A 21397-nucleotide genomic window follows, 5' to 3' on the forward strand; every position below is an offset into this window, starting at 1 on the left:
CGCATACTCGCGCCCATTACCCACCGTTAGCCTGCGTTGATGGCTGCGGGCTTCATTGCTGAGGGATTGTTATGTTTTATGTGCAACGTGATGCCCACGGCGGGCTGATTCGCGTAGAGGCCGCGGCCTTCGCCGAGTCAACGGAAACGCTGCCGGCCGATCACCATGAGATTCAGGCGTGGTATGCCAACACGCTCGTAGAGACCAGCCTGAATCAGCTCAAGCAAAGCGACCTGGAGATGATTCGGGTTCTGGATGACTTGATCCAGGTGTTGACCAGCAAGGGCGTGATTCGCGTCACCGACCTGCCGCCGGCGGCCCAGGCCAAACTGTTGGATCGCAACCAGGCGCGGGAAGCACTCGGCGGGCTGAACAGCTTGATCAACGATGAAGAAACCGGGCTGATCTGAGGCCCCATACAGTAGCCGCTGCCTCAGCAGCGGCGACTCGCATTACTTCCAGGGCGCCGGCTCGCCAAACAACTGCCCCTGCACGCCGAAAATACCCATCGCGCTGATCACCGCCAACTCACCCTCAGTCTCCACACGCTCAGCGATCAGTGGCAGGTCAATGCTGTGTGCGGCACGCTGGATGGCTTCGATAAACAGGCGTTTGTCGCTCTCTTTGTCGATGTCGCGAATGTAGCTGCCGTCAATCTTCAGGTAGGCCAGGCCCAGGCGCGCCAGGTTGCCGATCATGCTGAAGCGCCCGCCGAAACGCTGCAGGCTCAAGGAGAAATTGAGCTCGCGCAGGCGGTGGGTCAATTGCTCAAGCACCGCTTGTTCCGGCAGTTGCTCTTCGCCGATTTCCAGGGTCAGCCGTGGGCCAAGATTGGAGTGTTGGCGCAATAACTCGAACACTCGATTCAGGGCTTGAGGGTCGGCAAAGGTCGCGGCCGACAGGTTCAGCGCGAGGGATTCGGTGTGGCCGGCCATCTGCTTGAACACCAGCTCCAGCATCATGCGGTCAAGGCGCGCCGACCAGCCGAAGCGCTCAAGCCATGGCAGGAAGCGCCCCGCCGCAATCGTCTGCCCTTGGTCGTCCTGCAGGCGTGACAGCACTTTGTAGTGCAGCACCATCTGCGGGTCGTGGCTGGCAACCACCGGCTGGAAATACAGCTGAAAACGTTGCTCGGTCAACGCACGGTCGAGCAAGGTATGCCAGGCATGATGGTCATCGCCAACACTGACCGTCGCGCTATGGTCCAGGCACACCCAACCGGTGTCCCCCTGGGTCTCCGCCTGGGCCAGGGCCTGGTCGGCCAGTGTCAGCACAGCTTGCGGTGCGTCGCCATGGTTGAACGGTGCCAGGCCGATGTAAGCGACCGGCGTGACATCGCTGGCACCCGTGGCTTGCAGGCTAAGCAGGACGTTTTCCAGGTTTTGCGCCAGCTGCAACGCCTCTTCGCGAACCAGCCCCGGCGCCAGCACGGCAAACTCACCGCCGCGGATCCGGGTGACCAGGTTGTGGGTTTCCGGGTACGGCTCGCACTGACGCAACAATTGCTCGCCCACCGCCTGCAGCAATTGGTCGGTGCGCTGGCCGCCCAGGCGCTGGTTGAGCCCGGCCAGGTCCTTGACCCGCAGAAGCAGCAAATAACCGGAGTTGGTCTCCTCCGGATTACTCACCCGGGCGTTGAGTTGCATCTCGAAATAGCGCCGGTTAGCCAGGCCGGTGAGGTTGTCCTGGTATGACTCGACTCGCAGCCTTTCACTGCGCTCGGCTTGCTCCTGAAACAGGGCCTTGAGTTTCTCCACCATCTGGTTCATCGCCTGCACCACACGACGTAACTCCGGGGTGCGCGGCAGTTCAGGCAAGCTCAAGAATTCCCGGCGGGCAATCGCATGGGACTGTTTGACCATGTAGTCCAAGGGCTTCAATTGTCGGCGCAGTAACAGGGCTCCCAGCACAGCGCTGACAGCGCCACACAGCAACAGCCAGCCAAGGCTGCCAAGCGCGCTTCGCCAGAGCTTGGCCAGGGCGAACATCGGATGGCTGACCACCTCGACCCGTGCCGCCTGCTCCCAGCCACGGTTGACCAGGGCGTCGCCACCCGCCGGCTCCAGGCCGATCAGGTTGACGAACCATTTGGGCACCCCATCGCTGTCGGGAGTACCGTTGCGTTCGACAATGACCTGGTCATTCTTCAGGTCCACCACGCGGATGCTGGCGTAGTAGCCGCTGTCGAAGATCGAGCTGACCAGCAACTCCACCATCGCCGGGTCATCAATGTTGGGGGTCAGCGACAGCGCCAATGCGGTCGCGGCGTCCTGCGCATGGGAGCGCAACTGGTTGACATATTGGGTGCGCGAGCTTTCCAGGCTCACCATGAAGCTGCCGCTGAAGGCGACCACCAAAAACAGACAGATAGCGATCAAAAGCTGTTTGAACAGAGACATCTGTACAGGTACTCCTAGTTGGCAGGCTCGGCTGGAAAGCCTTCCGCACGCATTTTTTTCAACACATCCTGCCAGCGTGACAAGCGTTTGGTGTCACCGACTTTTTTGTCGCCCTTGGCGCCCGGCAACCATAAGCCTTCAGCATTGAAGGAATAGACAGGCAGCAAGTCGGTACGCTGGCTTGCGGGCTGGATTTCATCGGTCAGGCTGTCGAGCACCAGCGGCATCGCGTCCGGCGTCGAGTAATAGGTCAAGACCATGTGGGCGCGATTCTGACGCAACGCCTTGACGTAGGTAATGCGCAATTTGTCGCTGGCGACGCCCAGATGACGCAAGCTGAAATACTTGGCGATTGCATAGTCTTCGCAATCCCCGGCGCCCTTCCACAGGGCTTCGATGGGGGTTTCCCAATAGTCCACCTGATGCCACAGGTCGATGTCTTCCACATAATGCATTTGCTTGTTGAAGAACAGGTTGACTACCTTAAGCTGCTCCTGCTCGCTGACTTGCTTCTGCGTCGCCAACAACCGTTGCCAGGCGTCAATGCGCTGTTGCCCTTCTCCCAACGGGCCGTACAGTGCCGTCGCTTTGCGACTGATCTGGGAGAAATCCCAATCGGCATGCAACCCGCCAGGCAATAAGCCAGCCAGCAGCAGCACCGAAAAAAGCCAGCGCAGGACCCAAGGGGGAATAAAACGTACCGCCAAAGCGTTCAATCCGTAGAAGAAGACGGAGTAGCGTTGGATGGTGAAGGTTCGAATGGTAAAAAACAATGGCACGGTGCAATCACCGCAACAGCACCCACTTTTCCATCGCGATCGTAAGACGCAGCAAGCAAGAAATGTGGGTCAAAAAGCAGCATTGTTGAGTCGCTTACAAGCCGAAACCTTGCCTGTTTGACAAGCTTGTGGACAAACTCTAGTGTGCATTGGATCCAATTAGCCACCTTACCCTGAAAAGGAGGATAGCGTAGTCGTGACGCAGAAGCCGAACCCTTTGAGCAGCATCCAGATCAGCGGGCCCATCCCCGCCCATCTCGCTCGCTCCGTGATTGAAGAAACATTGCGCAACGCCATCCTGGATGGCCGCTTGCCCTGCGGCACCGCCATGCGCCAACAGGAACTGGCCAGTTTGTTCGGCGTTAGCCGGATGCCGGTGCGCGAGGCACTGCGTCAACTGGAAGCCCAGTCACTGCTGCATGTGGTCACCCACAAAGGTGCGGTGGTGGCGCCGCTGATTGAGGACCATTCGGCAGAAACCTATGCGCTGCGCATCCTCCTGGAGTCCGAAGCGCTGCGCTTGTCGATTCCCCTGCTCACGCCCGATGACATTGCTCAGGCTGGCGCCTTCATTGATGCGCTGGAACGAGAAAGTGACTACACCGAAATCGGCCGCCTCAATCGCCTGTTTCACATGGCGCTATATAGCAAGGCAGGCAATCAGCGGCTGCTCAAGCTGGTTGAGCACGGCTTGAATGAAGAGGAGCGTTTCCTGCGCTTCAACCTCGAAGCCATGGGCCTGGGCAAGACGTCCCAGGAAGACCACCGGGAACTGCTGGATTTGGTGGCGAAAAAGAAGATCGAGGAAAGCATCCTGACGTTGCGTAACCACCTCACCCGCGGCATGGAGGTGATTACGGGTTACCTCAGGAGTCTTGAGCAGAGCGACGATAAAACCTCGCTGTGAATACCTCAGGGAACTGAACCTCCCCCTTCGACCACATAGCGCTGCGAAGTCACTTGGGTCGGGGGGGCTCAGTGCATCACGGCGGAGAAGTTCTTGCCCGGCGAAACATCAGTTAAACATAACTACTCCAGCTTAATATTTAATACCCAAGGAAACTTCCCACACCCCATAGAATATACTAACTACAGCAACACATTTACTTGCAAACTCTTATAAAACTAAAAACCGCTGAACACTCAATCAGATTATTTTTTTTATTACCCAAACTCCAAATCTCCCAAACCAATAGCGTGAACTCGTGCTCGGGCGTCACTGTGAGTGGCGTTCCTTTAAATAAAGCCTTGTGTTTTGTCACCGCGTGCGACTTTTTGAATAACGGCGCCAGCCTCAAGCATGGTTAGTCCGCTATCAAGGCATCCGCGCGAGTGAAAACCAATGTTTATTTGTCGCTGAAGCAAAACGCTTTTATCAGGGAAAAGATAACGACTTATAGGCATCGACCATGTTCCAACACTCACAGCTGCTTAAACGAAAGCAGCAGCAGTTGCAAAGCCATCCATTATTCGTACAAATAAATACGCTCCAAAAGTTGCAGTTCTTTATGGAAAACCACGTGTTCGCCGTTTGGGACTTCATGACACTGACCAAGCGCCTGCAACATGACCTCACGGGTATGCGCCTGCCCTGGTTACCGCCAACGGACCCACAAGCGGCTCGCCTGATCAATGAAATCGTACTGGGCGAAGAGTCGGACGCGTACCCCGGCCACGGACATGGCAGCCACTTCGAGCTGTACCTGGAGGCCATGCGTGAAGTCGGCGCGAATACGGCGACCATAGAGCGGTTCGTCAGCCTGCAACGTGACGGCAACGACGCAGAAACGGCCCTGCAAAAAATCGATATTCATCCTGTCGTGACCCGGTTCGTCAGAAGCACGCTGCAGGTTGCCCTGAACGCGCCGACTCACTGCGTAGCGGCAGCCTTTCTGCACGGCCGCGAGAGCGTCATCCCGACCATGTTCAAACGCATCCTGGAGAGCTGCGAGATAGCTCACCGCCAGGCACCGACCTTCTGCTACTACCTCAAACGCCACATGGAAATCGACGCCGAAGAGCACGGCCCGGCGGCGGCGCAATTACTGCAACGCCTTATCCTCGCCGACCCGAGTCGCGAGCAGCAAGCCAACAGTAGCGCGCTCGGCGCTGTGGAAAGCCGCCTGGCCTTTTGGGACGGGTTGTACCTGCTTCTGTTGGAGGTGAGCGCATGAACCCTGCCGACTACCGCTCATTTGCCGACGACTGGGAGCGTCGCGCGACTATCCGCACGCGCCCGCGCCGCTTGCTGGAAAATGACCACAAGCTGATCTATCCCTTGAGCCGCCAACCCTTGGTGCTGAGCGCGACCTTTGTCGATCACTGCCCACAGCACCGGGATTTTGTCTTGTTGCAGACGTTCTACAAATTCATCAACGACGTGGTGATCTTTGAAACCGAGATCGTCGACAAGACCGCACGCAGCATTGCCAAGAATCGCTTTTCAGTGCCCTTCCCGCTCGCCTGTCGCTACGACGCCATGACCGTAGTGGTGGATGAGGATTACCACGCCCTCGTCGCCCTCGATTTCATGCAACAGACCGTCGAGATGACCGGCATCCCGGCCCTGGATCTGCCTGGGCAAATCGAGCTGAGCCGCGCCTTGCCTGCCGCGCTGGCGCTGGCTCCCGAGCACCTGCGGGATGCCGTGGAACTGATCGCGGTGGCCATCGCCGAGAACACGGTGACTCATGAGGTGGCGGCGTTTTCCAAGGACGACAGTGTCAAGCAATCCATCCGTGGATTGATGGCCGATCACTTGTGTGACGAGGGCCGTCATGCGGTTTTCTGGACGCGTCTGGTGCGTATTTATTGGCAATCTGCAAACGCTTTGGACCGCGACTGCATCGCCCAGATCCTGCCCGTGTTTCTCCAGCATTACTTGACCCACGACCTACAGAAAATCTTCGACCTGCAATTGATCGAGCACCTGGATGTCAGCGACGGCACGCGCTCCGCGCTACGCGCTGAAGTGCAGGCGATGGGCTTCCCCATTACCCGCCAGCACCCACTGATGGGCAATATCATGGGGTTCCTGAATCACAGCGGCCTGCTGCAAACGCCGAGCGTGGTTCAGGCGTTGGATGCCTTTCTTCCGGTATCAGGAGGGCACCCATGAGGCACCTGAAGATTGGGCTGACGGGCTCCAGTGCGGCGTTGAATGAAATCAGCAAGACTCTGGAGCAATACGGTCATGGGTGGGTGCGACCACAGGATGTAACCCACGTCGACCTGTTGATTGATGACGGTAGCGAGGAGGTTCCGCCAGACCTGACTTGCACAGCCTTGATGAGCCTGCGCCTGGGTATGGGAGCGTTGACCGACTACGGGCTGCCGATCCTGCAGTTCAGGTGTTACGGCCGCTCACGGCGACTTGTGGCAACCCTGGACGTTGCCGGCGAAGCCTATGGGAATGGTCAACGATTGCGTCAACAGGCGGTCAGCGACCTGGTGGAATGGGTGGCCCAGCAAGTGAGTGGGTTCTCCCGGGACCCGGACCATTTCTCGCAGACGGCCGTCGCCTCGGATGATCCGGAACACGGTCTGCAAGCGCTCGCATCGCTGGCGTACCTGCATCGCTTTAATCTGACAGCTGATGTGGCGCTGCGGCAACACGCCCAGGTGCCAATGATCGAGCGACTGGAAAACAGTCTTCAAACCTTCTCCGAGCGGCCGGCGCTGAATATTGCAGGCAACGTGCTGAGTTATCGACAGTTGCATCGCAAGAGCCTGGCTATCCAGCAACGTCTTTGGCCTCTGCTTGGACGCCACGACACACCTCCGGTGATCGGTGTCTGCCTGGGCAAGTCTCCAGAGCTGTATGCCAGCATCCTCGCGGTGCTGGCCTGTGGCGCGGTGTACTTGCCCCTGGAGCCAGGCCACCCGCTGCAACGCCAGCAAGTCATGCTGGAAGCCGCCGGCGTCGCGATGCTGCTGGATGACGGCAAGTCTCCACTGCGGGACGTTTTTTCTGCATTGGATGTGAGTACTCTCGACACCCCCGACAACCCGCCGCTAATGCGCCAGCGCCCATCCATGGACGCCCCCTGCATGGTGCTCTACACCTCGGGCACCACCGGCCAGCCCAAGGGCGTGCTGCTCAGCCAGCACAATCTGGCGCATTTCACCGCGTGGTTCGGTGGCCATGTACAACTGAGCGAACACAGCCGGGTTTTGCAGTTCTCGCCCTTGAGTTTTGACTCTTCGCTGATTGATATTTTCCCGAGCCTGATCGCGGGCGCCGAGTTGATCGTGCCCAGTGAGGACCAGCGACGCGACCCGCTGCAACTGGTGGAGTTGCTCCGCCAAGAGCGCATCACCCACGCCTTCCTGCCGCCGGCGCTGCTGAGCATTCTGCCGCTGGATCAACCCTTGGGTCTGGCCCATGTGATCACCGGCGGGGACGTATGCGAACCCTATGTCATCGAGCAGTTGTCCGGGCAGTGTCGCCTGCACAACTTCTACGGGCCCACCGAAGCCACCGTGCTGGCGACCCACCGCACGTTGCTGCCAGGCGACAGTAACCGCAACCTCGGCACCCCCATCGCCAACAGCCAGGTACTGATCCTCGATGGGCTACTGCAACCGGTGGATGAACAGGTGATGGGCGAGCTGTACATCGTCGGCCCTGGCGTCAGCTTGGGTTACCTCAACCAGCCGGCGCAGACCGCGGAACATTTCGTAGAGCTGGAATTGCCCGACGGCCAGACCTTAAGGGCCTACCGCAGCGGCGATCTGGCGAAATGGACGGAAAGCGGCATCGAACTGGGCGGGCGCCGAGATCAGCAAGTGAAGATCCGAGGCTTCCGGGTCGAACCGCAAGAGATCGAACATTACCTGCGCAGCAGTCAGCTGTTTCGCCAAGTGGCGGTGGTGATTGATCGTGACCGGCGAATCCTGGCCTTTGTCGCTCAGCCCGAAACACCAGACGCCCTGGATGCACTGAAGCAGCATGCCCGACAAACACTGCCGGACTATCTGCGGCCGACCCTGTGCACGGAGCTTGCGCGCATGCCATGCACCCACAATGGAAAGGTCGACCGCCAGGCATTGCTTGCGCTAACGACGCAACCGCTGCCGGCCATCAATCACAGCGAATCGTACACTCCGATGCAAGTGCAGTTGCTCAACCTGTGGAGCGAGTTGCTCGGCGTGCCAGTCACGCAGCTGTCGACGGACGACAGCTTCTTCAATCTTGGCGGCCATTCCATCCTCCTGTCGACGATGCTGCTGCGTATCCGCGAGCAATTCGGGCGCAGCCTCTCCCTTAGCCGTTTTTTTGAGACTCCCACCGTCCGCACCCTCGCCACGCTGATGGGTGACGATGCACCACCCGAAGCACCGACCGGCCAGGCAACCCGGGATGCGCTGCGTGAGCTGCATTGGCAGACACTGCCAGCGGACCGGGCGGGCGAACGTCGTAAAGTGATCGTGACCGGGGCCAACAGTTTTCTCGGGGTGCATATCGTCGAGGCGTTACTGGCCGAGGGCGCACTTGAAGTGGCGTGCCTGGTGCGCGAGCACCCCGGACATTCAGCGACCGAGAGGTTTGCCGAGGCGCTGCGCGAGTACCGCCTGGAACACCTGGACCTGAGCCGGGTGCGGGTGTATGCCGCCGACATCAGTCAGCCGCGCCTTGGCTTGGCCAGCGAGGCGTATGAGTACCTCGCCGGGGCGTTCGGCGTGTTGGTGCACAACGCCGCCCACGTCAATCACGTGATGGACTACGCCACGCTGGCCAAGGACAACGTCGAACCGGTGCTGGAATGCCTGCGCCTGTGTGAAACCCGGTGCAAGAAGGTCTTCAATTTTATCTCGACGTTGTCGGCGGCCAGTAGCATCGACGCCCAAGGCCAGGTGCTCGAGACGCTCGCCGCCAGCACCCCGCCGCTCTACATACAGAATGGCTACAACCTGTCCAAATGGGTCGCGGAACGCTTGCTGGGGCGCGCTGCCGAGCAAGGTGCCTGGGTCAATATCCATCGCCCCGGGAACATCAGTTTCAACAGCCGCAGCGGTGTCTGCGAGCCACAGAAAAATCGCCTGATGTTGATGCTCAAAGGCTCACTCCAACTGGGCCTGATGCCTCGCCTCAAGCTGAATTTTGACCTGATGCCCGTAGATTTTCTTGCCCGGTTTGTTGCGTTCCACAGTGGCCGCTGTGGTGATGGAGGGACCGTGTTCAACCTGCACAACCCGCAGCCCTTGAGCTGGGAATCCTACGTCGACGCCTTTCGCCAGGCAGGCCATGCATTCGAACTGGTGAGCGTCGCCCACTGGCAACGTCACCTGCACACGGTGGACAGTCGCAATGCGCTGTTCGGCGTACTGGGTTTCTACCTCAATGGTATGGGCGAGGATATCGGCGATACATCAATGATCCGGCATGACAACGCACGACGTGGCGTCGAGCAGATGGGCACGCACTACCCCGAAAAAAATCCGGCGCTGTTACGCATGGGCTGCGAGTACCTCAAGCGCATCGGCTTCCTGCCATCAAGCTCTCAACTGGAGGAAACCCTATGAAACCCGATACGTTGATTCGCAACCCTTGCGGCAAGCCTGTGGTGTCTTCAGTGACGGTTGCCTGTGATGCCGCCCGTGCGTGGGCGGTAGTCGGTGACTTTGCTGGCTTTGATAGATTTATCCCGGCCTTGTCCCACATCGAAATGACCGGTGCAGGCACGGGATCGCTGCGCAAGAAATGCTTCCACGATGGAAATCTGGTGGTGGAACAACTCAACAGCCGTGATGAGCAGGCCATGCAGATGACCTGGACAACGATTTACAACACTTTGGGCGTGGCACGGCTGTGGGCAGCCATGGACGTCGAACCACTGGAAGCGGGCTGTTCACGGGTGACCTGGACGATCATCGCCGAGCCGGTTGAACCGGGTGTGGAAGGGTTTGCGCCGTTTGTACAGGCATTCGCCGACAGCGCGCTGGAGAATGTGCGAGCGATGTTTGGCTAAACCTGTAGAAGCGAGCTTGCTCGCGAAAAACGAATAGGCGAAACGGGCTATCTGGTAGCGCTGCGTTAGCGTTGACGTTCTTCGCGAGCAAGCTCGCTCCTACAGGTTAATCATCAGATTTTGAAACTGTCGACCAACTGCTTCAGCCGGTTGGCCTGTTGAGACAACGCGTCGCAATCCTTCAAGGTTTCGTTGAGGTTGGCCACGCCTTGCTGATTCAGCAGGTTGATCTGGTTGATATCGACATTGAGAGTTTCCACCACGGCGGTCTGCTCCTCGGTGGCGGCTGCTACCGACTGGTTCATTCCGTCGATCTCGACGATCCGCTGAGTCACGCTGACCAGGCGCTCACCGGCCTGGTTGGCGACCTCGACGCTTTCTTCGCTGGAGGTCTGGCTGGCGTTCATCGTGGTCACGGCCTCACGCGAGCCAATCTGCAGCGAGGTGATCATTTTGTGGATCTCCTCCGCCGACTCCTGGGTGCGGTGCGCCAGGTTGCGGACTTCATCTGCCACCACGGCAAACCCACGCCCAGCTTCACCGGCGCGCGCAGCCTCAATCGCAGCGTTGAGGGCCAGCAAGTTGGTTTGCTGGGAGATGCCTTTGATCACATCCAGGATGTGGCCGATGTTGTCGGTGCTGGCGTTCAGGGTTTCAATCTGAGTGCAGGACAGACTGATTTTTTGCGAAAGCTCCGACATCGCCAGGATGGTTTTCTCCACGACCTTGCGCCCGTCATCAGCCTGCTCGCTGGCACCGCTGGCATGTTGCGAAGCATCAGCGGCGTTGCGCGCGATTTCCTGAGTGGCAGCCCCCAGTTCGTTGATTGCCGCGGCCACGCTGTTGGTGCGGGCGCTTTGCTCGTCGGAGCCGACGATCGATGCGTTGGACGAGGCCATTACGCGCTGGGACAGGTCGTGTACCTGACGGGTGGCCGAGGAAACTTCGGAGATTGACGCGTGAATACGCTCGACGAATTGGTTGAAGGCACTGCCTAAGTCACCGAACTCGTCCTTGCTTTCCACGGTCAGGCGACGGGTCAAGTCACCCTCGCCCTGGGCAATGTCCTGCATGGCGCGACCCATGGTGGTCAGCGGGCGCATCAAGACCTGAATCAGCAGGCTCAGGAACACCGCGATAGCAGCCACTGCAATGAACATGGCGATCAATGCCGAGGTGCGGAACTTGCCCAGCGGTGCGTAGGCTTTGTCTTTGTCGATCGACAGGCCGATGTACCAGTCGGCATTCGGCAACCCGCTGATGGGGGTGAAGGACAAAATCCGTTCCTGGCCATTGAGGACCACTTCCTGGCTGACCTTCTCGATGCGTACGTTGGTGCCCGGGTAGATGTCCTTGAGGTTCTTCATCACCTGGTCTTGGTCCGGGCTGACGATCACCTGGCCGTCACCGCTGACCAGGAAGGCATGGCCGATGCCGCCGAAATCCACCGAGTTGATGATCTTCACCAGAGTTTGCAGGCTCAGGTCACCGCCAACCACGCCTAGCAGTTCGCCATTCTTTTTCACCGGCATCGCGATGGTCACGATCAGCCCACCTACCGCAGCCATATAGGGCGGCGTGAGCATCGTCTTGTCGGCGGCCACCGCTTGTTTGTACCAGGGACGCTGACGCGGGTCGTAGTCATCCGGCATTTTGGCGTCGGGCCGTTGGGTGAACACGCCGTTGGTTGAACCGACGTAGGTGAACTGGAAGTTGGAGGTAAATGCCGACTGGTCGACCAACCCCGGAAGATCGGCAGCGCTGCCCTGGTGGGCCACGTTTTGCGCCAGGCTTTCCAACACCAGTACCCGGCCGCTGAGCCAGTTCTGCACACTGCTGGCGGTCAGCTCACCGGATTGCTGGATGGACGATTCCAGGTTTTGCCGGATGGTGTTGCGCTGCAGGTAGTCGTTGTAGAACGTGAATAACGCGAAGGCCAGAACCACTACGCCTGACGCGGCCAACAGAATTTTATGACTGAACTTGAGATTCATTTCATTGACTTCTTTTTGCCAAAAGGGGGTGAGCGTGCCGGATGCAACATTCCATGTAACGGGATAGGCAGACTCTGCGACTGCTCTATTTCGGTGCACGCATGGCTCGTCAGGCTGTCGGCCAAGTCAGGATAAATCTTAGGAATTTGTGAGAGGCATCTGCTTTTAGCGTCAGAAGCCGACCAGCGGTAGGCCCCTGACGTGAGAGTTGCAAAATTTTTCAGCCTTGTCGACAATGCGACTAATTATCATTTGTGACGCTTTGCCAGGCCGCGTGAATGCCCTCTTCCGAGTACGCAGTACAGACGCTTTACAGCAACCATCATGGCTGGCTGAACACGTGGCTGCGCAGTCGCCTGGGTAATGCAGCAGATGCGGCGGACTTGGCGCAGGACACGTTCGTGCGCCTGCTGCAAAAAACCGAACGCTTCGAACTCAAGGCTCCTCGGGCCTTCCTGCGCACCATCGCCCGAGGCCTGGTGATCGATCATTGGCGTCGCGAAGAAATCGAGCGCGCCTATCTGGAGTCCATCGCGCATTTGCCCGACGCCTTGGCACCGAGTGCTGAAGAGCGTGCGCTGATTCTGGAATTGCTGGAGTCCGTCGCCCGGCTTCTGGACGGACTCAAGCCCAAGGTGCGCAAGGCGTTTCTACTGGCTCAGTGCGACGGGCTGACATACAAGCAGATTGCGCAGCAGATGGGCGTGTCGTTGCGCTCGGTGGAGCGGTATGTCGCCGAGGCCCTGTATCACTGTTATGTGCTGCGGTATGAGGCATGACCTCGATGGATAACACGGCGCGCTCCGGGCCCGACCCGCAGGTGGTCAAGCAGGCCATCAGCTGGATGCTGCGCTTGCGTAACAATCGCGCGAATGTCCGGTTGAAGGCGCAGTGCGAGCACTGGCGTGAAGCTCATCATGAACACGAGCTGGCCTGGCAACGCGTGCAGGCGCTGCAGCATGAATTGAGCAGCCAATTGGCGGCGATCCCCGGAGCCCATGTGGCGCTGGAGAGCAGTGCCCAGCGCCTTGGTCGTCGGCAAGCGTTGAAGGTGTTGTCCGGTGTTCTGTTGATGGGTTCGGCGGCCTGGCTCAGTCGAGACCTCACCGGCTGGCAGCGCTGGACCTCGGACCTGGCTACCACCACCGGCGAGCGTCGTAGCGTGCAACTACCGGATGGCACACGTCTGCAGCTCAATACCGACAGCGCAGTGGACCTGGACTTCAACCCGCAGCAGCGCCTGATCACGTTGGTACGCGGGGAAATCCTGGTGACCTGTGGCGCTGCGGCGACCACACCGCTGCTGGTTCGCACCCGCCATGGCTTGTTCGAAGGCATAGACGGGCGGTTTGTGGTGCGCCAGGACAGCAATTGCACACGCTTGAGCGTCGCGTCAGGCAACGTGGCGATTCATTCACCACATACCGCCGACGGCCTATTCACTCAAGTGCATGCAGGAGAAAGCTACCTGGTGCGTCAGAACGAGGCCGTTCTCGCACCGCCTTCGGATATGGATGCCGGGGCTTGGGCGGATGGTTTGATCGTCACCCGCAACATGCGTCTTGCCGATTTCCTGGCGGAGGTGGCGCGCTATCGCCAAGGTTATCTGGGCTGTTCAAGTGATATCGCAGACTTGCGCTTGTCGGGTGTTTTTCGCCTGGAAGACACTAAGAAGCTGTTGGCAATCCTTCCGCAGACGCTGCCCGTGCGTCTGCGCTATCGCACACGCTGGTGGGTGAGCCTGGAACGTCAGGCCTGATTATTTTTGTCGCGCCTGATTTATTTTTGGCGGCTTTTTTCCGTGAGTCCGGCTTAGACAGTAAGCAATTCAATCTGCCTTCAGCGACCTCTACGGATCTCGATAATGACTGTGCGTTTTTTCAGTAACTCACCCTCTTCCTACCCTTTGCTCGGTAAAGCCGTACGTGCAGCGTTGCTGTCGACCACGATAGGCATCGGCTTGTTGCCGGTTGCCGGTGTCGCGGCTAATAGCGGAGTCGAGCGTATCAGCCAGCGCTATGACATCCCTGCAGGCGCGCTGAGCGATGTCCTCAATCAGTTTGCCCGTCAGGCAGGCATCACCCTTTCCAGCACGCCTGTGCAGACTCAGGGCCGCCAGTCTCCCGGACTGCACGGGGAGTACTCTGCCGAACAGGGTTTGAACCAGTTGCTCAACGGGTCAGGATTACAGGCGCAGGCCCAGGACGACGTGAGCTTCGTGTTGCAGGCCCGGCCCGAGAGCGAGGCGCTGACTTTGCCGACCACTGACGTCAAAGGCTTCGCTCTGGGTAATGCCTTGGGCAGCATGGAGGGCTACAACGCAACTCACAGCCAGATCGCCACCAAGACCAGTACCGCGTTGCTGGAAACGTCCCAGACGGTCTCAGTAGTGACCCGCGAGCAGATGGACGACCAAGGCTCGCAAACTGTTGCCCAGGCCATGCGTTACACCCCTGGCGTGCTGACCAACCCATATGGCGCGACTCACCGCTATGACTATGTGGCGATGCGTGGCTTCAACGACGGTTCGGTGGATAACATCTACCTCGACGGTTTGAAATCCATGGGTGACAGCGGCACCTACAGCACCATGCAGGTGGATCCGTATTTCCTTGAGCGCGTGGACATTCTCAAAGGCCCGTCATCGGTACTCTACGGACGCAGCTCGCCGGGTGGGCTGGTGGCATTGACCAGCAAGAAGCCGTTGTTTGAGCCCTACCATCAGGTACAGGCCACGGTGGGTTCCCAAGGCCAGCGAGGCATGGGGTTCGACTTCAGCGGCCCGGTGGATGACGACAAGCGTATTGCCTATCGACTGACCGGGCTTGCGGACAAGTCCGACACACAATTCGATCATGCCAAGGAAAAACGCTACGCACTGGCACCCACCTTGAGCATCGACTTTACCGATGACACGTCCCTCACACTTCAGGCTTATCTGCAGCATGATCCCGACGGTGGCTACCACGGCGGTATGCCGGCAGATGGCGCGTTGCATCAGCGCAATGGCCAGCGGATCTCCAATCACTTCTTCGAGGGCGAGCCGGACATTGATGGGTACAAGCGGGATCAACAGTCGTTCGGCTACCAATTTGAGCATCGCTTCAATGATGTTTTCACCGCGCGGCAGAACTTTCGGTATCTGGATTCCAAGGTCCGGCTGGACCAGGTGTATGCCTATGGCTGGACCACGCCCACCAGTAATGAGCTGAATCGCTACTATTCAGGCGGTGACGAAAAGCTGCATGCGTTCATCATCGACAACATGCTGCAGGCTGAATTTTTTACCGGTGCGACGAAGCACACGGTGTTGATGGGAGCAGACTATCAACGGCGCAAAACCGTTGTGGACTGGAGCAGCGGCTCTCTTGCGCCGATCAACGCGTTTAATCCAGTGTATGGCAACTCCGAGATCAGCTATTACAGTCCAACCAGTTATCTGCGTCGGCTTGAGCAGACTGGTGTTTACCTGCAGGACCTGATTGAGATGGACAAGTGGCGGTTCTCCCTTGGGCTGCGTCAGGACTGGGTTGAGACCTCCGATGAAAACCGCATTGCTGAAGCGGGACGGCCGCTGGGCACGGAGATCAGTGATAAACGTACCAAGCTGACTGGGCGTGCAGGAGCGCTTTACCTGTTTGATAACGGTCTCGCGCCCTACGTCAGCTATTCCGAGTCCTTCAATCCGAATTCCTATTCGGACAGTGCCGGCAATCCCCTGGCGCCAACCGACGGAACTCAATGGGAAATCGGCTTGAAATATCAGCCGCCGGGTACCGACAACCTGTTCACCGCTTCGCTGTTCCGTATCGATCAGGAAAACCTGGCGACCAAACTGCCACAGGAAAACTTCTATCGCGCGGTAGGAGCTGTGCGCTCCCAGGGCTTGGAGTTGGAGGCGCATATGCAGCTGACTGACAATCTTAAGTTGCTGGGCAGCTATACCTTCACTGACATCGAATATTCAAAGTCCATGGTCAGCACGTTGAGTACGGCGGACAACGTGATCGAGAACAAGGGAAATTCGCCGACCCAGGCGCCGCGTCATATGGCCTCGGTGTGGGCCGACTACAAATTCGACAGCGGCGCGCTGGATGGCCTGCGACTCGGCGGTGGCGTTCGGTATGTCGGCTACAGCTGGGCGGATGCGGAGAACACCATGAAGGTACCTGCCTACACGCTGTTTGATGCCTCGATGGGTTATGACCTTGGCAAGGTGGGCTTGAAGGGTGTGGATGTGCGCCTGAATGCCAACAACCTGACGAACGAGTCTTACGTAGCGTCGTGTGCCAGCCTGAACTTCTGCTACTTGGGTGAAGAGCGCAACGTCAGTGCGACGGTGAGCTACCAGTTCTAATTTCTCTCGATTCATCCAAAGCCAGTTCCTGATTCCAGGCGCTGGCTTTGTCGTCTTTGCAGGAAAACTTTATGCGTGCATTGCTGGTTTTATTTCATCGCTACATCGGGTTGGCGACGGCGTTGTTTCTGATGATGGCGGGGATTACGGGAAGCCTGCTGGCGTTCAACCACGAGCTGGATGAATGGCTCAATCCAGGGTTCTATGCAGCAACGGCCAAGGGCCGTGCATTGCCGCCAGGTGAACTGGTGGATACGTTGCAGGGGCAGCATCCCAAGCTGCAAGTCTGGTACATGGAGTATCCGCAAGAGAGCGGCCATACGGCTATGTTGGCGGCAGTTGCCAGAAACGATCCGGCGACGGGCAAACCCTTTGATGAACCTAACCAGGTTTTCTATCTCGATCCGGTCAGTGGGGAAGAAATGGGGCGGCGCTTTTGGGGCGCGTGCTGCTTTCAGCGTGAAAATCTCATCCCGTTCATTCTGGAGTTTCACTACAACCTGACACTGCCGGGTAATTGGGGTTTGTGGCTGATGGGGTTGGTGGCGATTGCGTGGGTGTTCGATTGTTTTATCGCGCTTTGGTTGACCCTGCCGAGAGGCAAACCTTTCTGGAAGAAGTGGTCCACGGCTTGGAAGATCAAGGGCGGTCATGCTTACCGGTTGAACTTCGATCTGCATCGGGCAGGTGGGTTGTGGCTTTGGCTGTTGTTGTTTCCGATTGCAGTCAGCAGCGTGGCGATGAATTTGCCGAGTCAGGTGTTCAAGCCTGCGGTGTCGCTGTTCTCACCGGTCGAGGCCAGCGTCTATGAGGCCCGTGGCAGGTTACCGGCCGAACAATTGGGCGTGACCCAACTGAGTTATCAACAGGCCTATGAGCGGGCGCTGGAGGAAGGCAAGCGGCTGGGGCTGACGGCGACGATTGGAGAGCTGTATTACAGCTTTGAGTACAACTTTTATGGGGCTGGTTTTGGGCGACATGATACGGAGGCCCATGGGAAATCCTGGCTGTTTTTCCATGGGACGGATGGGCATTTATTAGGAAAGGAAATAGCAGGGCAAGGCACGTTGGGAGAGCGCTTTTATAGGCTGCAACTACCGATCCATGGGGGCAGGATCATCGGGCTGACGGGGCAGGTGTTGATTGCGCTACTGGGGGTTGTGATCGCGATGTTGTCTGCTACCGGGATCTACATCTGGTGGCGCAAGCTATTGGCCAGACGAAGCGGTAAGGCACGTAAGGGGTGAGCAGGTATGGTTTGTAGTTTACTTGGCCCCTAAACGACAAAACCCCTGTCTGCGTTAGCAGACAGGGGTTTCGGAATTCAATCTTGACGATGACCTACTCTCACATGGGGAAACCCCACACTACCATCGGCGATGCATCGTTTCACTGCTGAGTTCGGGATGGGATCAGGTGGTTCCAATGCTCTATGGTCGTCAAGAAATTCTGTGTACCAGACCGTTGCGCTAGCAACGTGCCGGTGAAAATCATGGACTTCTACATAAACAAAACCCCTGATTGCGTTAGCAATCAGGGGTTTCGGAATTTAATCTTGACGATGACCTACTCTCACATGGGGAAACCCCACACTACCATCGGCGATGCATCGTTTCACTGCTGAGTTCGGGATGGGATCAGGTGGTTCCAATGCTCTATGGTCGTCAAGAAATTCGGGTACTGAGTCGTGGCCAGTTGGCCTCGCTTCAGCAAATTGGGTATGTGATAGCTTCGGTGTTTTGTGAGTCTTTCGAACTTTCGGTTCGTTTCGTCTTCACACACCGCAATCTGGTCTCTTTCGCCTTTCAGCTTGGAGCATACAAATTGCTTGGGTGTTATATGGTCAAGCCTCACGGGCAATTAGTATTGGTTAGCTCAACGCCTCACAGCGCTTACACACCCAACCTATCAACGTCGTAGTCTTCGACGGCCCTTCAGGGAACTCAAGGTTCCAGTGAGATCTCATCTTGAGGCTAGTTTCCCGCTTAGATGCTTTCAGCGGTTATCTATTCCGAACATAGCTACCCGGCAATGCCACTGGCGTGACAACCGGAACACCAGAGGTTCGTCCACTCCGGTCCTCTCGTACTAGGAGCAGCCCCTCTCAAATCTCAAACGTCCACGGCAGATAGGGACCGAACTGTCTCACGACGTTCTAAACCCAGCTCGCGTACCACTTTAAATGGCGAACAGCCATACCCTTGGGACCGGCTTCAGCCCCAGGATGTGATGAGCCGACATCGAGGTGCCAAACACCGCCGTCGATATGAACTCTTGGGCGGTATCAGCCTGTTATCCCCGGAGTACCTTTTATCCGTTGAGCGATGGCCCTTCCATACAGAACCACCGGATCACTAAGACCTACTTTCGTACCTGCTCGACGTGTCTGTCTCGCAGTCAAGCGCGCTTTTGCCTTTATACTCTACGACCGATTTCCGACCGGTCTGAGCGCACCTTCGTACTCCTCCGTTACTCTTTAGGAGGAGACCGCCCCAGTCAAACTACCCACCATACACTGTCCTCGATCCGGATAACGGACCTGAGTTAGAACCTCAAAGTTGCCAGGGTGGTATTTCAAGGTTGGCTCCACGCGAACTGGCGTCCACGCTTCAAAGCCTCCCACCTATCCTACACAAGCAAATTCAAAGTCCAGTGCAAAGCTATAGTAAAGGTTCACGGGGTCTTTCCGTCTAGCCGCGGATACACTGCATCTTCACAGCGATTTCAATTTCACTGAGTCTCGGGTGGAGACAGCGCCGCCATCGTTACGCCATTCGTGCAGGTCGGAACTTACCCGACAAGGAATTTCGCTACCTTAGGACCGTTATAGTTACGGCCGCCGTTTACCGGGGCTTCGATCAAGAGCTTCGCGTTAGCTAACCCCATCAATTAACCTTCCGGCACCGGGCAGGCGTCACACCCTATACGTCCACTTTCGTGTTTGCAGAGTGCTGTGTTTTTAATAAACAGTCGCAGCGGCCTGGTATCTTCGACCGGCATGAGCTTACGGAGCAAGTCCTTCACCCTCACCGGCGCACCTTCTCCCGAAGTTACGGTGCCATTTTGCCTAGTTCCTTCACCCGAGTTCTCTCAAGCGCCTTGGTATTCTCTACCCAACCACCTGTGTCGGTTTGGGGTACGGTTCCTGGTTACCTGAAGCTTAGAAGCTTTTCTTGGAAGCATGGCATCAACCACTTCGTCATCTAAAAGATAACTCGTCATCAGCTCTCGGCCTTAGAATCCCGGATTTACCTAAGATTCCAGCCTACCACCTTAAACTTGGACAACCAACGCCAAGCTGGCCTAGCCTTCTCCGTCCCTCCATCGCAATAACCAGAAGTACAGGAATATTAACCTGTTTTCCATCGACTACGCTTTTCAGCCTCGCCTTAGGGACCGACTAACCCTGCGTCGATTAACGTTGCGCAGGAAACCTTGGTCTTTCGGCGTGGGTGTTTTTCACACCCATTATCGTTACTCATGTCAGCATTCGCACTTCTGATACCTCCAGCAAGCTTCTCAACTCACCTTCACAGGCTTACAGAACGCTCCTCTACCGCATCACCCGAAGGTGATACCCGTAGCTTCGGTGTATGGTTTGAGCCCCGTTACATCTTCCGCGCAGGCCGACTCGACTAGTGAGCTATTACGCTTTCTTTAAAGGGTGGCTGCTTCTAAGCCAACCTCCTAGCTGTCTAAGCCTTCCCACATCGTTTCCCACTTAACCATAACTTTGGGACCTTAGCTGACGGTCTGGGTTGTTTCCCTTTTCACGACGGACGTTAGCACCCGCCGTGTGTCTCCCATGCTCGGCACTTGTAGGTATTCGGAGTTTGCATCGGTTTGGTAAGTCGGGATGACCCCCTAGCCGAAACAGTGCTCTACCCCCTACAGTGATACATGAGGCGCTACCTAAATAGCTTTCGAGGAGAACCAGCTATCTCCGAGCTTGATTAGCCTTTCACTCCGATCCACAGGTCATCCGCTAACTTTTCAACGGTAGTCGGTTCGGTCCTCCAGTTAGTGTTACCCAACCTTCAACCTGCCCATGGATAGATCGCCCGGTTTCGGGTCTATTCCCAGCGACTAGACGCCCTATTAAGACTCGCTTTCGCTACGCCTCCCCTATTCGGTTAAGCTCGCCACTGAAAATAAGTCGCTGACCCATTATACAAAAGGTACGCAGTCACAGAACAAAGTCTGCTCCCACTGCTTGTACGCATACGGTTTCAGGATCTATTTCACTCCCCTCTCCGGGGTTCTTTTCGCCTTTCCCTCACGGTACTAGTTCACTATCGGTCAGTCAGTAGTATTTAGCCTTGGAGGATGGTCCCCCCATATTCAGACAAAGTTTCTCGTGCTCCGTCCTACTCGATTTCATGACTAAGAGATTTTCGCGTACAGGGCTATCACCCACTATGGCCGCACTTTCCAGAGCGTTCCGCTAATCTCAAAGCCACTTAAGGGCTAGTCCCCGTTCGCTCGCCACTACTAAGGGAATCTCGGTTGATTTCTTTTCCTCAGGGTACTTAGATGTTTCAGTTCCCCTGGTTCGCTCCATACACCTATGTATTCAGTGTAAGGTAACCATCTTATGATGGCTGGGTTCCCCCATTCAGACATCTCCGGATCAAAGTCTGTTTGCCGACTCCCCGAAGCTTTTCGCAGGCTACCACGTCTTTCATCGCCTCTGACTGCCAAGGCATCCACCGTATGCGCTTCTTCACTTGACCATATAACCCCAAGCAATCTGGTTATACTGTGAAGACGACATTCGCCGAAAATTCGCAATTACTCACAAATTTTACCTTAGCCTGATCCGTTACCAGTGAAAGTAACGTTCAGTCTATCTTTCTATCACATACCCAAATTTTTAAAGAACGATCTAATCAAAGAC

The 21397-nt window shown here is 57.1% G+C and carries 13 protein-coding genes and 3 rRNA genes; 10 read left to right on the plus strand and 6 right to left on the minus strand.

Annotation, left to right across the window (positions count from 1 at the left end; translation table 11 throughout):
- Positions 1 to 71: 71 nt before the first annotated feature.
- On the plus strand, positions 72 to 410 hold the full coding sequence (locus tag BLU46_RS15375) for a hypothetical protein (protein WP_017478018.1): 339 nt from the start codon (positions 72 to 74) through the stop codon (positions 408 to 410).
- A 42-nt stretch (positions 411 to 452) separates the two neighbouring features.
- Here BLU46_RS15375 and lapD read toward each other — a convergent pair whose 3' ends face one another.
- Both lapD and lapG read right to left on the minus strand, forming a co-directional pair.
- On the minus strand, positions 453 to 2399 hold the full coding sequence (gene lapD / locus BLU46_RS15380) for a cyclic di-GMP receptor LapD (RefSeq protein WP_063033674.1): 1947 nt from the start codon (positions 2397 to 2399) through the stop codon (positions 453 to 455).
- A gap of 14 nt (positions 2400 to 2413) precedes the next feature.
- Positions 2414 to 3106: a cysteine protease LapG gene (gene lapG / locus BLU46_RS15385; RefSeq protein WP_026078039.1), complete on the minus strand. Its 693-nt coding sequence runs from the start codon at positions 3104 to 3106 to the stop codon at positions 2414 to 2416.
- 268 nt (positions 3107 to 3374) lie between these two features.
- On the opposite strand from lapG, the gene BLU46_RS15390 reads away from it, so the two are divergent.
- From BLU46_RS15390 to BLU46_RS15410, 5 genes are all read left to right on the plus strand, one after another.
- A complete protein-coding gene (locus BLU46_RS15390) occupies positions 3375 to 4085 on the plus strand; it encodes a GntR family transcriptional regulator (RefSeq protein WP_093203172.1) in 711 nt (236 codons plus the stop codon).
- A 502-nt stretch (positions 4086 to 4587) separates the two neighbouring features.
- The gene (locus BLU46_RS15395; protein ID WP_093203176.1) at positions 4588 to 5352 is read left to right on the plus strand and encodes a DUF3050 domain-containing protein; all 765 of its coding nucleotides are present in this window, start codon (positions 4588 to 4590) and stop codon (positions 5350 to 5352) included.
- The gene (locus tag BLU46_RS15400; protein ID WP_093203180.1) at positions 5349 to 6296 is read left to right on the plus strand and encodes a diiron oxygenase; all 948 of its coding nucleotides are present in this window, start codon (positions 5349 to 5351) and stop codon (positions 6294 to 6296) included. The genes BLU46_RS15395 and BLU46_RS15400 overlap by 4 nt, the downstream gene beginning before the upstream one ends.
- Positions 6293 to 9703: an amino acid adenylation domain-containing protein gene (locus BLU46_RS15405; protein WP_093203185.1), complete on the plus strand. Its 3411-nt coding sequence runs from the start codon at positions 6293 to 6295 to the stop codon at positions 9701 to 9703. Before BLU46_RS15400 ends, BLU46_RS15405 begins: the two co-directional genes overlap by 4 nt.
- Positions 9700 to 10149: an SRPBCC family protein gene (locus tag BLU46_RS15410; RefSeq protein WP_093203190.1), complete on the plus strand. Its 450-nt coding sequence runs from the start codon at positions 9700 to 9702 to the stop codon at positions 10147 to 10149. Before BLU46_RS15405 ends, BLU46_RS15410 begins: the two co-directional genes overlap by 4 nt.
- Positions 10150 to 10262: 113 nt before the next feature.
- On the opposite strand, the gene BLU46_RS15415 is transcribed toward BLU46_RS15410, so the two are convergent.
- Positions 10263 to 12143 (minus strand): methyl-accepting chemotaxis protein, encoded by a 1881-nt coding sequence (locus BLU46_RS15415; protein ID WP_063033679.1) that lies wholly within the window; start codon positions 12141 to 12143, stop codon positions 10263 to 10265.
- A gap of 278 nt (positions 12144 to 12421) precedes the next feature.
- On the opposite strand from BLU46_RS15415, the gene BLU46_RS15420 reads away from it, so the two are divergent.
- The 4 genes from BLU46_RS15420 (at position 12422) to BLU46_RS15435 (ending at position 17747) form a co-directional block, all read left to right on the plus strand.
- A complete protein-coding gene (locus BLU46_RS15420; protein WP_093203194.1) occupies positions 12422 to 12922 on the plus strand; it encodes a sigma-70 family RNA polymerase sigma factor in 501 nt (166 codons plus the stop codon).
- Positions 12919 to 13902 (plus strand): FecR domain-containing protein, encoded by a 984-nt coding sequence (locus BLU46_RS15425; RefSeq protein ID WP_093203199.1) that lies wholly within the window; start codon positions 12919 to 12921, stop codon positions 13900 to 13902. The genes BLU46_RS15420 and BLU46_RS15425 overlap by 4 nt, the downstream gene beginning before the upstream one ends.
- Positions 13903 to 14007: 105 nt before the next feature.
- Positions 14008 to 16500, plus strand: coding sequence for a TonB-dependent siderophore receptor (locus BLU46_RS15430; protein WP_093203204.1), 2493 nt, complete (start codon positions 14008 to 14010; stop codon positions 16498 to 16500).
- 71 nt (positions 16501 to 16571) lie between these two features.
- The gene (locus tag BLU46_RS15435; RefSeq protein ID WP_093203208.1) at positions 16572 to 17747 is read left to right on the plus strand and encodes a PepSY-associated TM helix domain-containing protein; all 1176 of its coding nucleotides are present in this window, start codon (positions 16572 to 16574) and stop codon (positions 17745 to 17747) included.
- An 81-nt stretch (positions 17748 to 17828) separates the two neighbouring features.
- On the opposite strand, the gene rrf (BLU46_RS15440) is transcribed toward BLU46_RS15435, so the two are convergent.
- The 3 genes from rrf (BLU46_RS15440) to BLU46_RS15450 form a co-directional block, all read right to left on the minus strand.
- Positions 17829 to 17944 (minus strand): 5S ribosomal RNA (gene rrf, locus BLU46_RS15440).
- 109 nt (positions 17945 to 18053) lie between these two features.
- Positions 18054 to 18169 (minus strand): 5S ribosomal RNA (gene rrf, locus BLU46_RS15445).
- A 170-nt stretch (positions 18170 to 18339) separates the two neighbouring features.
- Positions 18340 to 21233, minus strand: a 23S ribosomal RNA gene (locus BLU46_RS15450).
- Positions 21234 to 21397: the final 164 nt, after the last annotated feature.

It is taken from the genome of Pseudomonas yamanorum, from assembly GCF_900105735.1.
In the GTDB taxonomy this organism is placed as follows: domain Bacteria; phylum Pseudomonadota; class Gammaproteobacteria; order Pseudomonadales; family Pseudomonadaceae; genus Aquipseudomonas; species Aquipseudomonas yamanorum.